The sequence below is a fragment of the Domibacillus sp. genome, assembly GCF_031181085.1.
Taxonomy (GTDB): domain Bacteria; phylum Bacillota; class Bacilli; order Bacillales; family Domibacillaceae; genus Domibacillus.
This window is the reverse complement of the sequence record NZ_JAPSLE010000018.1, coordinates 1-13,051: the sequence shown is the minus strand read 5'-3', so window position 1 is coordinate 13,051 and position 13,051 is coordinate 1. Positions and strand designations below refer to the sequence as shown.

The 13,051-nt window shown below is 45.6% G+C and carries 13 protein-coding genes, 1 tRNA gene, 2 rRNA genes, 1 other RNA gene and 1 other annotated feature; of the genes, 15 read left to right on the top strand and 2 right to left on the bottom strand.

Annotation, left to right across the window (positions count from 1 at the left end; genetic code table 11):
• The 7 genes from rrf to RIN81_RS15695 all read left to right on the top strand — a co-directional run.
• Positions 1–104, top strand: a 5S ribosomal RNA gene (gene rrf, locus RIN81_RS15725); the annotation flags it as partial.
• A gap of 259 nt (positions 105–363) precedes the next feature.
• A complete protein-coding gene (gene guaB / locus RIN81_RS15720; protein ID WP_242237776.1) occupies positions 364–1,827 on the top strand; it encodes an IMP dehydrogenase in 1,464 nt (487 codons plus the stop codon).
• A 147-nt stretch (positions 1,828–1,974) separates the two neighbouring features.
• Positions 1,975–3,315, top strand: a complete 1,341-nt coding sequence (locus RIN81_RS15715) for a D-alanyl-D-alanine carboxypeptidase family protein (RefSeq protein WP_309091775.1) — start codon at positions 1,975–1,977, stop codon at positions 3,313–3,315.
• A gap of 107 nt (positions 3,316–3,422) precedes the next feature.
• Positions 3,423–4,304 (top strand): pyridoxal 5'-phosphate synthase lyase subunit PdxS, encoded by an 882-nt coding sequence (gene pdxS / locus RIN81_RS15710; RefSeq protein WP_309091772.1) that lies wholly within the window; start codon positions 3,423–3,425, stop codon positions 4,302–4,304.
• Complete coding sequence (gene pdxT, locus RIN81_RS15705) at positions 4,304–4,897, top strand: pyridoxal 5'-phosphate synthase glutaminase subunit PdxT (protein WP_309091770.1); 594 nt, start codon at positions 4,304–4,306, stop codon at positions 4,895–4,897. The genes pdxS and pdxT overlap by 1 nt, the downstream gene beginning before the upstream one ends.
• A 32-nt stretch (positions 4,898–4,929) precedes the next feature.
• Positions 4,930–5,150, top strand: a binding site (T-box leader).
• A gap of 44 nt (positions 5,151–5,194) precedes the next feature.
• Positions 5,195–6,475: a serine--tRNA ligase gene (gene serS, locus RIN81_RS15700; RefSeq protein ID WP_309091768.1), complete on the top strand. Its 1,281-nt coding sequence runs from the start codon at positions 5,195–5,197 to the stop codon at positions 6,473–6,475.
• 59 nt (positions 6,476–6,534) lie between these two features.
• Positions 6,535–6,627, top strand: a tRNA-Ser gene (locus RIN81_RS15695).
• A gap of 65 nt (positions 6,628–6,692) precedes the next feature.
• Here the strand turns inward: RIN81_RS15695 and RIN81_RS15690 are convergent.
• Both RIN81_RS15690 and RIN81_RS15685 read right to left on the bottom strand, forming a co-directional pair.
• A complete protein-coding gene (locus tag RIN81_RS15690; RefSeq protein WP_309091765.1) occupies positions 6,693–7,979 on the bottom strand; it encodes a glycoside hydrolase family 18 protein in 1,287 nt (428 codons plus the stop codon).
• Positions 7,980–8,026: 47 nt separating this feature from the next.
• Positions 8,027–8,575 carry a cysteine hydrolase family protein gene (locus tag RIN81_RS15685; protein WP_309091762.1) on the bottom strand — a complete coding sequence of 183 codons (549 nt, stop codon included), beginning with the start codon at positions 8,573–8,575 and terminating at the stop codon, positions 8,027–8,029.
• Positions 8,576–8,629: 54 nt separating this feature from the next.
• Here RIN81_RS15685 and tadA point away from each other — a divergent pair, with 54 nt between their 5' ends.
• The 8 genes from tadA to RIN81_RS15645 all read left to right on the top strand — a co-directional run.
• Positions 8,630–9,118, top strand: coding sequence for a tRNA adenosine(34) deaminase TadA (gene tadA / locus RIN81_RS15680; RefSeq protein ID WP_242237745.1), 489 nt, complete (start codon positions 8,630–8,632; stop codon positions 9,116–9,118).
• Positions 9,119–9,163: 45 nt separating this feature from the next.
• Positions 9,164–9,428: signal recognition particle sRNA large type (gene ffs / locus RIN81_RS15675), an RNA gene on the top strand.
• Positions 9,429–9,548: 120 nt separating this feature from the next.
• Entirely contained in the window at positions 9,549–11,270 is a 1,722-nt protein-coding gene (gene dnaX, locus RIN81_RS15670) for a DNA polymerase III subunit gamma/tau (protein WP_309091759.1), read from the top strand.
• Positions 11,271–11,294: 24 nt separating this feature from the next.
• Positions 11,295–11,615 carry a YbaB/EbfC family nucleoid-associated protein gene (locus tag RIN81_RS15665; RefSeq protein ID WP_375164564.1) on the top strand — a complete coding sequence of 107 codons (321 nt, stop codon included), beginning with the start codon at positions 11,295–11,297 and terminating at the stop codon, positions 11,613–11,615.
• Positions 11,616–11,631: 16 nt separating this feature from the next.
• Complete coding sequence (gene recR, locus RIN81_RS15660; RefSeq protein WP_242237741.1) at positions 11,632–12,228, top strand: recombination mediator RecR; 597 nt, start codon at positions 11,632–11,634, stop codon at positions 12,226–12,228.
• Positions 12,229–12,242: 14 nt separating this feature from the next.
• A complete protein-coding gene (locus RIN81_RS15655) occupies positions 12,243–12,461 on the top strand; it encodes a YaaL family protein (protein WP_242237739.1) in 219 nt (72 codons plus the stop codon).
• A gap of 34 nt (positions 12,462–12,495) precedes the next feature.
• On the top strand, positions 12,496–12,696 hold the full coding sequence (locus tag RIN81_RS15650; protein ID WP_309091757.1) for a pro-sigmaK processing inhibitor BofA family protein: 201 nt from the start codon (positions 12,496–12,498) through the stop codon (positions 12,694–12,696).
• A gap of 268 nt (positions 12,697–12,964) precedes the next feature.
• Positions 12,965–13,051 (top strand): 16S ribosomal RNA (locus RIN81_RS15645); the annotation flags it as partial.

The window sequence follows — 13,051 nt, the reverse complement described above, 5'->3', positions numbered from 1 at the left end:
AGCGAAGAGGTCACACCCGTTCCCATCCCGAACACGGCCGTTAAGCTCTTCAGCGCCGATGGTAGTTGGGGGTTTCCCCCTGTGAGAGCAGGACGCCGCCTGGCACGCTAAGACAACTTGAGAAATCGGGTTGTCTTTTTTGTTGTAATTTTTGAAGAACAAGCTAAAATAAAACAGAAGAATGCCTCTGCGACACTGAATATGGGAAACATTGTTTCCCTGCCGCGTGAAAAAATGTTTGCTTTAACGTTCGAGTTTAAGTGTGAAAATTCCAAAAAATCTAACTTATAAAGCGAACCTTGACATTATACCCGTTCAATTGATAACCTACTAATAATATTTTTCGGTCAGGGAGGCTTAATTATGTGGGAAGATAAGTTCAAAAAAGAAGGTTTAACGTTTGATGATGTATTGCTTGTTCCAGCTAAATCCGAGGTGCTTCCAAAAGACGTATCTCTAAAGGTGGAATTAACACCTACCTTGAAATTGAACATCCCAATGATCAGTGCAGGGATGGACACTGTAACAGAAGGCGATATGGCTATCGCAATGGCCCGTCAAGGCGGCTTAGGAATCATTCATAAAAACATGAGTATTGAGCAGCAAGCTGAGCAGGTAGACAAAGTAAAACGCTCTGAAAGCGGCGTTATCACCGATCCATTCTTTTTAACACCTGAGCATCAAGTGTTTGATGCCGAGCATCTAATGGGCAAGTATCGCATTTCTGGTGTGCCAATTGTAAACAATCAAGAAGAGCAAAAGCTTGTTGGCATCCTGACAAACCGTGACCTTCGCTTTATCCAGGACTACTCCATTTTAATTACAGACGTAATGACGAAGGAAAATCTGGTGACAGCTCCGGTAGGAACTACACTGGATGAAGCAGAAAAAATTCTTCAAAAACATAAAATTGAAAAGCTTCCACTTATTGATAAAGACGGCGTTTTAAAAGGCCTTATCACGATTAAAGATATTGAAAAAGTAATCGAGTTCCCGAACTCGGCAAAAGACGCGCAGGGACGCCTTTTAGCAGGTGCTGCTGTTGGGGTAACAGGAGACACGATGAAGCGTGTTGAAATGCTTGTTAAGTCCCAGGTAGACGTAATTGTGGTGGATACGGCACACGGCCACTCAGCAGGGGTAATCAACACCGTAAAAGAAATCCGCGCTGCTTATCCTGACTTGAACATTATCGCTGGAAATGTTGCTACAGCTGAAGCAACACGTGAGCTGTTCGAAGCGGGCGTAGATGTTGTAAAAGTAGGAATCGGTCCAGGCTCTATCTGTACAACGCGTGTTGTGGCGGGTGTAGGCGTACCACAAATTACAGCTGTATACGATTGTGCAACAGAAGCGCGTAAGCACGGCAAAGCGATCATTGCCGATGGCGGCATTAAGTACTCCGGTGACATCGTTAAAGCCATTGCAGCCGGCGGCTCTGCAGTTATGCTTGGCAGCTTGCTTGCGGGTACATCAGAAAGCCCTGGTGAAACAGAAATCTTCCAAGGACGCCGCTTCAAGGTATACCGTGGTATGGGCTCTGTAAGCGCGATGGAAAAAGGTTCAAAAGATCGTTACTTCCAGGAGGACGCAAAGAAATTTGTTCCAGAAGGTATCGAGGGGCGTATTCCTTACAAAGGTCCACTATCTGACACATTGTATCAGTTAACAGGCGGCCTTCGTTCAGGTATGGGTTACTGCGGTACAAAGGATATCGTAGCACTCCGGGAAGAAAGCCAGTTTGTTCGTATGACGGGTGCGGGTCTTCGTGAAAGCCATCCGCACGATGTGCAAATTACAAAAGAAGCACCTAACTATTCTCTATAAGAAAACATATAAAGCCTGTCCATTGCCGGACAGGTTTTTTTTCTTCTTTATAAAACGAGTTATCTAGGTCGTTTCTCGTCTATTTTTCTCCTGAATGTGTATGGTACAATAACGAAAGTGTTGCATAATAAATGGAGGGTTTTGAGTGTGAGAAAAAGAAATGGGTATCGGATCAGTGCCATTGTATTGAGTATTTTGTTGTTTTTTGGATTATTTTCTCCGGGAGCGTTAAAGGCGGATGCCGCATTTAATGTTAATGCAGGTGCAGCCATTTTGGTTGATGGAGAAACAGGACAGATTTTGTTTGAAAAAAATAGCAACCAGCAGCTCGGTGTAGCGAGTATGTCGAAAATGATGACAGAATATCTGCTGCTTGAGGCTGTTAAAAAAGGAAAAGTAAGCTTGGACGATACGTATCAGGTATCGGAGTATGTATATCAAGTGTCACAGGATCGCAGCTTGTCGAATGTACCACTTCGTGCGGACGAAACATACCAAATCCGTGAACTCTACGAAGCGATGACCATTTATTCAGCCAATGCGGCAACAATCGCGATTGCAGAAAAAATTGCCGGTTCAGAAGCGGAATTTGTTAAGTTAATGAACAAAAAAGCAAAAGAACTTGGAATGGAAAAAGCAAAGTTCGTCAATGCGACGGGATTAAACAATAAAGACTTAAAAGGCCATCATACGACTGGTGGACCGACAGAGGAAAATATGATGACAGCCCGGGATGTGGCGACACTTGCTTACCGGCTGGTGAACGATTATCCGGAGGTTCTTGAAACAGCAGGAATTCCGAAAAAGAAATTCCGTGAGGGAACTGATGATGAAATTGCAATGGAAAATTGGAACTGGATGCTTCCGTCCCTTGTTTTTGAATATGAGGGTATGACAGGTTTAAAAACGGGAACAACAGATTTCGCTGGATATTGCTTTACTGGAACAGCTGAACGCGACGGCCAAAAGTTAATTGGTATTGTGATGGATGCAACGGATGATAAAGGCGAGGGGACGTACAACGCTCGTTTTACTGAAATGAAAAAGTTGATGGATTATGGCTTCACTCAATTTGAGCGTAAAGAAATTGCAGCAGCCGGCAGCACTGTAAAAGGAGCTGAAACGGTACCTGTTCAAAAAGGAAAAGAGAAGGAAGTAAAGCTTGAAACAGCTTCCGATCTGTCTGTTTTAGTCTCAAAAGCTTCAAACGCGAAATATAAAACGGATATAACGTTAAATAGTTCGGATTTGGATAAAAATAATGAGCTGGTTGCCCCTGTTAAAAAGGGTAAAGTGGTTGGTTTTGTTGAAGTCCAGGATGAAAAAGGAGAGGCTGTTCCTTTCCTAAAAGCAGGCGGTCAGACAAAAGTGAAAACCGCCGAAAACGTTGAGAAAGCGAATTGGTTTGTTTTATCAATGCGGACAGTTGGCGGCGGAATCGCAAACGGCTGGCACTGGCTGATAGATACGATAACTGGTTGGTTTTAATAAAAATCACCTTCTGCTATTGACAGAAGGTGATTTTTCGTGTTTATTAGGATTTAAGTATTTTACAAAAAATCAGACCTTTCTGATCAATATAGGAGGAATATCAAATGAATACAGGTACAGACCGTGTAAAACGTGGAATGGCAGAAATGCAAAAAGGCGGCGTAATTATGGACGTCGTAAATGCAGAGCAGGCAAAAATTGCAGAAGAAGCAGGCGCAGTTGCAGTTATGGCGCTTGAGCGCGTTCCTTCTGACATTCGTAAAGCAGGCGGCGTTGCCCGTATGGCAGATCCCCGTATTGTAGAAGAAGTGATGAACGCTGTTACGATCCCGGTTATGGCGAAAGCGCGTATTGGCCACATTGTAGAAGCACGTGTGCTTGAAGCAATGGGTGTTGATTACTTGGATGAAAGTGAAGTGTTAACGCCGGCAGATGAAGAATACCACTTGCTGAAAAGCGATTTTACTGTTCCGTTCGTTTGTGGATGCCGTGATATCGGTGAAGCAGCACGCCGTATTGGTGAAGGTGCTTCCATGCTCCGCACAAAAGGCGAGCCGGGAACAGGAAACATCGTAGAAGCCGTGCGCCATATGCGCAAAGTAAATGCACAAGTGCGTAAGCTCGTTCATATGAACGAAGATGAAGTTATGACAGAAGCAAAAATTCACGGCGCTCCTTTTGAAGTATTAATGCAAATTAAAAAAGAAGGACGTCTTCCGGTTGTCAACTTCGCAGCAGGCGGTATTGCAACACCAGCAGACGCAGCACTGATGATGGAGCTTGGTGCAGACGGCGTATTCGTTGGATCTGGTATTTTCAAATCAGAAAACCCGGCGAAATTTGCCCGTGCGATCGTGGAAGCAACCACTCATTACCAGGACTACAAATTGATTGCCGAACTTTCGAAAGAGCTTGGTGAGCCGATGAAAGGCCTTGAAATTGCCGGCATCGCAGCGGCTGATCGTATGCAGGAGCGCGGCTGGTAATGACAAAGATCGGTGTACTGGGCTTACAGGGTGCCGTTCGTGAGCATGTTCGTTCAATAGAGGAAAGCGGTGCGGAGGCTGTAGTGGTAAAATGGCCGGAGCAGCTGGATGAGCTGGATGGGCTGATTTTGCCTGGCGGTGAAAGTACAACAATGCGCCGCTTAATGGACCGCTACGGTTTTATGGAGCCGCTGCGGACATTCGGGGAATCAGGGCGTCCAATGTTCGGGACGTGCGCAGGCCTTATTTTACTCGCTGGCGAAGTGGTTGGGCATGATGAGCCGCATCTTGGCTTAATGGATATCAAGGTTGAACGAAACTCATTTGGCCGTCAAAAAGAAAGCTTCGAAGCAAACCTTGCCATTAAAGGCGTGGCAGATGATTACAATGCTGTTTTTATTCGGGCGCCGCATATCGTCTCAGCCGGCGAAGGAACAGAAGTATTGGCAGAATGCGACGGGCGGATTGTCGCTGCGCGCAACGGCCAATATCTCGGCTGTTCTTTTCATCCGGAATTGACGGATGACCATCGCATTACCGCTTACTTTGTCAAGATGGCGGAGCAGGTAAAAGCGTCACTTGCGCATTCATAAAAAATGTAGTACATTGAATGCAAATCGAATAGTGAAACGCGATGAAGGAAGTCAGTAGCTTGATACTTCTTCTTAAAGAGAGCCGGTGGGTGGTGCGAACCGGTGTAGAAGCCAGGTGAATCCGTTCTGGAGCGGGATGCTGAACACAAAGAGTAGGCATTGACCGGCGCAGGCCGTTAAAACGTTGTTTGAGAGGAAAGCTGTATGGCTTTCAATCAGGGTGGTAACGCGGAATCAAACTTCCGTCCCTTTCCATAGGGGCGGAAGTTTTTTTATTTTTTAAAGGAGGAATTGCATATGCTGGATATGAAATATTTGCGGTCTCATTTTGCGGAAGTGAAAGAACGCCTGAAGTTCCGGGGCGAGGATATGAGCGCATTTGAAGATTTTGAAGAACTGGAGAAAAAGCGCCGTGAGCTGCTTGGCCAGACAGAAGAGCTGAAGAGCAAACGCAACACAGTATCACAGGAGGTTGCTCGTTTAAAAAAAGAAAAACAGGATGCGGATGCACTTATTACAGAAATGCGTGAAGTCGGCGAAAAAATTAAAGAGCTTGATACGGAGCTTCGGGAAACAGAAGAAAAACTGGAGCAGCTGATGCTGCGGATGCCGAACATCCCTCATGAAAGTGTCCTGGCAGGCGATTCTGAAGAAGATAATGTGGAAATTCGTAAATGGGGAAGTGTGCCGGAATTTAGCTTTGAAGCAAAGGCGCATTGGGATTTAGCGACCGATTTGGATATCCTTGATTTCGAGCGTGCCGGCAAAGTAACAGGCAGCCGCTTTACTTTCTATAAAGGGGCGGGTTCAAAGCTTGAACGTGCTCTTATCAGCTTTATGCTGGATTTACACACGGAAGAGCATGGCTATACAGAAATGATGCCGCCGTACATGGTAAACCGGGGAAGCATGACGGGAACAGGGCAGCTGCCAAAGTTTGAAGAGGATGCTTTCCGGATTGAAGCGGAAGATTACTTCCTCATTCCGACAGCGGAAGTGCCGGTGACAAACTATCATCGCGATGAAATTTTAAATGGTGAGGACCTGCCGATCGCTTATGCAGCGTACAGCGCATGCTTCCGTTCTGAAGCAGGATCTGCCGGCCGTGACACACGCGGTTTAATTCGCCAGCATCAATTCAACAAAGTAGAAATGGTTCGTTTTGTAAAGCCTGAAGATTCTTATGCAGAGCTTGAAAAGCTGACAGGTCATGCGGAAAAAGTACTGCAGCTGCTCGGTCTTCCTTACCGTGTACTTGATATGTGTTCTGCAGACCTCGGGTTTACCGCAGCAAAAAAGTACGATATTGAAGTATGGCTGCCAAGCTACAATGAATATAAAGAAATTTCTTCTTGCTCAAACTTTGAAGGCTTCCAGGCACGCCGGGCGAATATCCGTTTCCGCCGCGAGAAAAATGGCAAGCCGGAGCATGTGCATACACTAAATGGATCAGGTCTTGCGATTGGCCGTACAGTGGCAGCTCTTTTAGAGAACTACCAGCAGGAAGACGGAAGCATTCTAATTCCAGAAGTGCTGCGTTCATATATGGGCGGTAAAGAAAAAATCGAAAAAAAATAAATGGAATCGTGTTGACAGAATAATTTACCCTATGATAAATTAATTCTTGTCGATACGACGGAGGAATACCCAAGTCCGGCTGAAGGGATCGGTCTTGAAAACCGACAGGCGGGTCAAACCGCGCAGGGGTTCGAATCCCCTTTCCTCCTCCATTTTTAACATAAGTGCATAATTGGAGATATGAACGCCCATCTGACTCATCAGATGGGCGTTCTTTTTATATTTTAACGATCGTAAACCGATCAGAAAGCAGCAGCCAGTTTTGTGGGAAGGGAAAACCGATTTTCCAATAAGCGATGCCACGCAGTCCGAGCTCTCTAATGAGCGAGAATTTTGCGTCGACCGAACGTGCATCTTCAAACCAAATTTTATGAGCGCGTCCTTCTTCGTCTGTGTAGTCAATAAAAGGAGCCTGTGCCGTGAAATCATAACGGACGGAAGCGTTATAACGCGCCGCGCGCCGTAGTGCTTCCTGCGGACTGACCGCTCTTGCAAACGGATTTCCCGGCCTATATGGAAGTGTCCAGTCATATCCGTACAAATTCTGGCCCATGACGATTTTTGAAGCAGGCATTTCCGTTACGGCATACGTAAGGACGTTACGGACAGGTCCAATCGGTGAAACGGCCATTGGCGGACCTCCGCTGTATCCCCATTCATAGGTCATAAGGACGGAGAAATCCACAATTTCTCCATGCGCTTTGTAATCATGCGCCTCATACCACTGCCCCTGCTGGGTGGCGCTTGTTTTAGGCGCAAGGGCGGTTGAAACCGTTTTGCCTTCGCGGTGAAATCGTTCCACTGCCCGGCGGAGAAACTGGTTGTAGGCTTCCCTGTCCTCAGGCCGCAAATATTCAAAATCAAAATGAATATCTCTGAAATTTGTTTGGGCGGCAATCCGGCTGATATTGTTTAAAAAGGTTTCCTGTACAGCTGTATCGTTCAGCAGTACGCGAGCAAGCTCTCCACTGAACTGTCCTTCTTCTAAATTGGTAATGTCCATCATGAGCACGGTGCCATGTTGTTCAGCAATTGTTGCGATGGGACGAACGGCCGGTTCTGTCAAAGATCCATCCCGCCTTGCATTGTAGCTGACCGGGGCGAAGTAAGTGAGATGGGGGGCCGCTTCCCGGGCTTGAGTGAGAATAGTGCTTGAATAACCAGCCGCAGAAGGCTCGACGTAAGCAAGAGACTCAATTTGTTTTTTTGGAGGCGATGGAATACGCAGCCGACGTCCGATTTGAAGCGGAGCAGTTGGCGACAAACCGTTGAGACGAACAATTTCCTCAACGGTCACTCCGTACTGCCTTGATATTTTCCATAAGCTGTCTCCGGCGACCACAGTGTGGAACCTTCCTGCAATAGGGATCACTAGCGCCTGTCCGACCACAAGATGTGGCAGAGTCGCAAGCTGGTTTGCGTCGCTGATTGCGTCTGCGGTTGTCCCGTACCGCCGTGCAATTTGAAATAATGTATCGCCGCTTTTTACAACATAAATGTCCATACGCCGTTCCTCCTCTCTATACTAAGTGTACAGAGAGGAAAGGCGTCTTATGACAACAGTTGAATCAAATCATTTGACGGGCGCACATCTGCGCTAAGAACTGTTTCCATCATTTCAAGCGCATATTCGTTGAATTTCTTTTCCTCTGATGCAATGGCATCCTTTGGAACGTAAATGTTAAACTCGCGCATATAAGCGTCGTTTGCGGTAAAGAAAACACAAATGTTTCCGGCTACGCCTGTTACGGCTACCGAATCTACGCCTAGTTCATGCAACAGTGTATGAAGAGCGGTACCGTAAAAAGCGGAATGCTTTGGCTTGATTAAAAAGTAATCTTCGTCGCTCGGCTTTATTTGCTGTATAATAGGAGCGCTTATTTCATTAAATGCGTGGTCTGTAATAAGCGCAATATCTGCTTTCCAAAGTCCATAGTGGTCATTTATATAAATAACCGGCCATTCTTTTTGATGGAAATGATCTTTCAACTGCAAAATCGGTTCGATCGTTTCTTTTGTAAAGCCGGCCAGTTGTTTCCCTTTTGGAAATTGAAAATCGTTAATCATATCAACAACTAGAAGTGCACATTTTTTGGTCATAACTGTTCCTCCTTCACTTCTATATGTACTACCCTTATTTCTGCAGAAAGGAGCATGAAAGTGGACGAATTTTTTATGAAGCTGGCAATTGAGGAAGCAAAAAAAGCCGAGCGCCTCGGTGAAGTGCCGATCGGGGCGGTAATTGTGAAAGACAATAAAGTCATTGCATCGGGATACAATTTGAGGGAAACGACTCAAAACGCGGTTACCCATGCGGAGCTTTTAGCCATTCAACGCGCTTGTGAAGCAACAGAAGGCTGGAGGCTGGAAGGGACGACGCTTTACGTTACACTGGAGCCGTGTCCGATGTGCAGTGGCGCCATTTTATTGTCTCGTGTAGAGCGGGTGGTTTACGGAGCAGCAGATCCGAAAGCCGGCTGCGCCGGTACACTGATGAATCTGCTTGAAGATGACCGTTTTAACCATCGCTGTGAAGTGGTGCCCGGTGTGTTGGAAGAAGAATGCGGCATGATCCTGACGCAGTTTTTTCGGAATATCCGGCAAAGGAAAAAGGAACAAAAAAAGCAGCAACAGAGTAAATAGTTTCCACATTGCTTTTTTTGACTTGAGGTAGTATAATAGATCTTGCCGTGCTAAGTGGGGAGGTAGCGGTGCCCTGTATCCGCAATCCGCTCTAGCGGGACTGAATTCCTTCTCGAGGCTGTTTAATTGTGGGGTCTGCCTTTTGTAAGTGGCGTTGACGTTCGGGTCCTGCGCAATGGGAACCCATGAACCATGTCAGGTCCGGAAGGAAGCAGCATTAAGTGGACTCTCTCATGTGCCGCGGGGCAGCCTGGGCTGAGCTAACTGCTCAAGTAACGCCTGTGATTGGCAGTCGACAGAAGGTGCACGGTATTACATAATAAACATAAACAAGGCGTCCGGTTTGTCGGGCGTCTTTTTGCTTTCATTGGAATAGAAAAGGTGTGCTCGTTCGTTTATAATAAAACAAGAAAGATGAAGGGGGTACAGAATGAGCTATCAGGCATTATACCGTGTATGGCGGCCGCAGAACTTTGCGGATGTCGTTGGGCAGGAGCATATAACGAAAACGCTTCAGAACGCTCTCCTTCAAGACAAGATCTCACATGCTTATCTTTTTTCCGGCCCGCGTGGAACCGGAAAAACAAGTGCGGCGAAGATTTTAGCTAAAGCGGTAAACTGTGAAAACGGTCCTTCAGCAGAACCGTGCAATGAATGTGCATCCTGCCGGGGAATTTCAGATGGATCCATTCAGGATATAATTGAAATTGACGCAGCTTCGAACAATGGTGTAGATGAAATTCGCGATATTCGCGACAAAGTAAAGTACGCACCCGGCTTTGTCCGGTTTAAAGTATATATTATTGATGAAGTGCACATGCTTTCAACCGGCGCGTTTAACGCTTTATTAAAAACACTTGAAGAACCACCGGCGCATGTGATCTTTATTTTGGCGACAACGGAACCGCACAAAATTCCGCTCACGATTATTTCCCGCTGCCAGCGGTTTGATTTTAAGCGAATTACGGCTCAGGCGATTACCGGGCGCATGACGCTTATTCTAAATGAAACCGGAACAGCGTTTGATGAACCGGCACTGCCGGTTATTGCCCGGGCGGCGGAAGGCGGAATGCGTGACGCCCTTAGTCTGCTCGATCAAGCGGTTTCTTATAGCCGCGGCCGTTTAACAGAAGAAGATGCTCTAACAGTAACCGGGACAGTCGGGCAGGAGATGCTTCAGGGCATCGCCGCGGCCGTTTTTAATCAAAACGCCGCTGAAGCCGTTCAAACACTGAACAAACTGCTTATGGAAGGAAAAGATCCGGCTCGATTTACGGAGGATTTAATTTTATATTTCCGTGATATGCTGCTTTTAAAAATGGCGCCGGAACTTGAAGAATCGTTAGAACGTACAATGGCGGAAGAATCATTTACAGAACTTGCTAGACAGGTGTCTGAAGCGGCTATTTATGAATATATCGCCATTTTAAATAAAGCGCAGCAGGATATGAAGTTCACCAATCATGCGCGTATTTATCTTGAAGTGGCCCTCGTGAAAATGAGCCGTCTTCACGTGAAAGCAGAGTCTGCTGCCTCCGGCCCGGAAATCGCCGGCCTGCTTGAAAAAATAAACCGGCTTGAGCAGGAAGTACAGGAGCTGAAAAAACGTCCGGCCGGCTCAATAGAAATGGAAGCACCGAAGCCGTCTGCGAAGAAGATGTCACGCCCGAGTAATCAATTTAAAGTGGCTATTCCGCAGATTGAAAAAGTACTTTCGGAAGCAACCAAGCAGGATATTCAAAATATTAAAAGCCGCTGGGGCAATATGATTGGCTACTTGAATGAACGCCAAATGCGCTCTCAGGCAGCTCTTTTAAATGATGCAGAACCTGTCGCTGCGTCTGCAGACTCATTTGTGTTAAAATTTAAATACGAAATTCATTGTCAAATGGCCTCTGATAATAAAGCGTTTATAGATTCCATTTCGACGATTTTAAATGAATTAACCGGCAAGCCATATCGGCCGCTTGTTGTGCCGGAAGAAGCGTGGCTCGACATTCGCCGCTCTTTCGTAAAAAAGCAAAAAGAAGAAGGCGTTATGGCACCACCAGGTGAAGAAACAGAAGCGGATGTGCCGGAGGAGGAAGAGGATCCTCTCGTGTCAAAAGCGCTTGAGCTTGTTGGAGAAGAATTTCTTGAAATCAAAGACTAATTTAATTGGAGGATGATGAACATGATGCGTGGCGGAGGAATGGGCAACATGCAGAATATGATGAAGCAGATGCAGAAAATGCAAAAGCAGATGCAGCAGGCGCAGGAAGAACTGGCGGAAAAACAATTTGAAGGAACAGCAGGAGGCGGCATGGTGAAAGTCAGCATGTCCGGCCAAAAACAAGTAACCGATGTTCAAATCAAGGAAGAAGTTGTAGATCCAGATGATATCGAAATGCTTCAAGATCTTGTTCTTGCAGCAGTAAATGACGCGCTGAAAAAAGTGGACGATGAAACGAACCAGACGATGGGACAGTTTACGAAAGGGATGAACCTTCCTTTCTAAAGAGGAGGAATTATACATGTATTATCCCGAACCTATAACGAAGCTGATTGACAGCTTCATGAAATTGCCGGGCATCGGGCCGAAAACAGCGGCTCGTCTGGCTTTTTTTGTGCTAAATATGAAAGAAGAAGATGTGCTTGAATTCGGGAAAGCACTTGTGAATGCCAAACGTGACCTTGGCTATTGTTCAGTATGCGGCCATATTACCGATCAAGATCCATGTTCCATTTGTAAAGATGAGCGCCGTGACCGAAGCATTGTCTGCGTCGTACAGGACCCGAAAGACGTCATTGCGATGGAGAAAATGAAGGAATACAATGGCTTGTACCATGTTCTTCATGGCGCTATCTCTCCAATGGAAGGAATCGGGCCGGAAGATATCAACGTACCGGACTTAGTGAAACGGCTTCAGGATGAAACCATTAAAGAAGTCATTTTAGCGACCAATCCGAATATCGAAGGAGAAGCAACGGCGATGTATATCTCCAGGCTGCTAAAACCATCTGGTATCCGGACGACCCGCATTGCTCATGGCCTTCCAGTCGGCGGTGATCTTGAATATGCCGATGAAGTGACTTTGTCTAAGGCGATAGAGGGACGCCGGGAGCTGTAAGGAGGAAAGCATCTATGTTTTTTCGCAAAAAACAAAGCATGCGCAGTATATATGATGATAAATTAATCAGCTTAATGAGCCAGGCAAGAACAGATTGGTTTAAAAATCGTGACCTGCTTCGTCTTAGCTTTGAACAAAACAATGAGCTCGAAGCTCAAACAAAAGCCGCTCAAGCGAAATATTTCTTTTTGTTCCGCGAAGCGAAAAAGCGGCAAATTCGCATAAAAGAATAATTCTCTTCTATATATAGAAGAGGAGCGTGAAAAAATGCGAAAATTGAGCGAGATTCTGATGATGATTTTTAAGAAAACAGTGATAGGTGCTTTTCTTTTATACGTGATCAATGTATGTATACAAGAGACGGATCTGTATATTGTGATAAATCCATTTACCGCTTTTTTGGCCGGTTTTCTCGGGCTGCCGGGAGTTCTCTCTCTGGCAGCTATTTATTTTTTTGTTTTCCCGTAAAAAATATTGAAAAGTTATTGACGTGAAAGAGATGAGCTGGTATATTAATAAAGTTGCTGCTGAAAAGCAGTCAACAAGAAATAAGAAATTAAAAAAGATATTGACACATCGCATCAGATAATGATATGATGTTATAGTTGTCGGAGAGATGACACAAACGAATTGAACATTGAAAACTGAACAAAATCAATAAAAACGTCAACGTTTTAATTTTTATCTTCCATTAAAACACCCCGTGTTTTAATGGAAACAAATGAGCAAGTCAAACTTTTTGGAGAGTTTGATCCTGGCTCAGGACGAACGCTGGCGGCGTGCCTAATACATGCAAGTCGAGCGGACAGAAGGGAGCTTGCTC

What these genes read in the sequence shown, in the direction of transcription:
- guaB (WP_242237776.1), top strand. Translation starts at nt 364, where the DNA reads ATGTGGGAAGATAAGTTCAAAAAAGAAGGTTTAACGTTTGATGATGTA.
- pdxS (WP_309091772.1), top strand. Translation starts at nt 3,423, where the DNA reads ATGAATACAGGTACAGACCGTGTAAAACGTGGAATGGCAGAAATGCAA.
- pdxT (WP_309091770.1), top strand. Translation starts at nt 4,304, where the DNA reads ATGACAAAGATCGGTGTACTGGGCTTACAGGGTGCCGTTCGTGAGCAT.
- serS (WP_309091768.1), top strand. Translation starts at nt 5,195, where the DNA reads ATGCTGGATATGAAATATTTGCGGTCTCATTTTGCGGAAGTGAAAGAA.
- RIN81_RS15690 (WP_309091765.1), bottom strand. Translation starts at nt 7,979, where the DNA reads ATGGACATTTATGTTGTAAAAAGCGGCGATACATTATTTCAAATTGCA.
- RIN81_RS15685 (WP_309091762.1), bottom strand. Translation starts at nt 8,575, where the DNA reads ATGACCAAAAAATGTGCACTTCTAGTTGTTGATATGATTAACGATTTT.
- tadA (WP_242237745.1), top strand. Translation starts at nt 8,630, where the DNA reads ATGAAAGTGGACGAATTTTTTATGAAGCTGGCAATTGAGGAAGCAAAA.
- dnaX (WP_309091759.1), top strand. Translation starts at nt 9,549, where the DNA reads ATGAGCTATCAGGCATTATACCGTGTATGGCGGCCGCAGAACTTTGCG.
- RIN81_RS15665 (WP_375164564.1), top strand. Translation starts at nt 11,295, where the DNA reads ATGCGTGGCGGAGGAATGGGCAACATGCAGAATATGATGAAGCAGATG.
- recR (WP_242237741.1), top strand. Translation starts at nt 11,632, where the DNA reads ATGTATTATCCCGAACCTATAACGAAGCTGATTGACAGCTTCATGAAA.
- RIN81_RS15655 (WP_242237739.1), top strand. Translation starts at nt 12,243, where the DNA reads ATGTTTTTTCGCAAAAAACAAAGCATGCGCAGTATATATGATGATAAA.
- RIN81_RS15650 (WP_309091757.1), top strand. Translation starts at nt 12,496, where the DNA reads ATGCGAAAATTGAGCGAGATTCTGATGATGATTTTTAAGAAAACAGTG.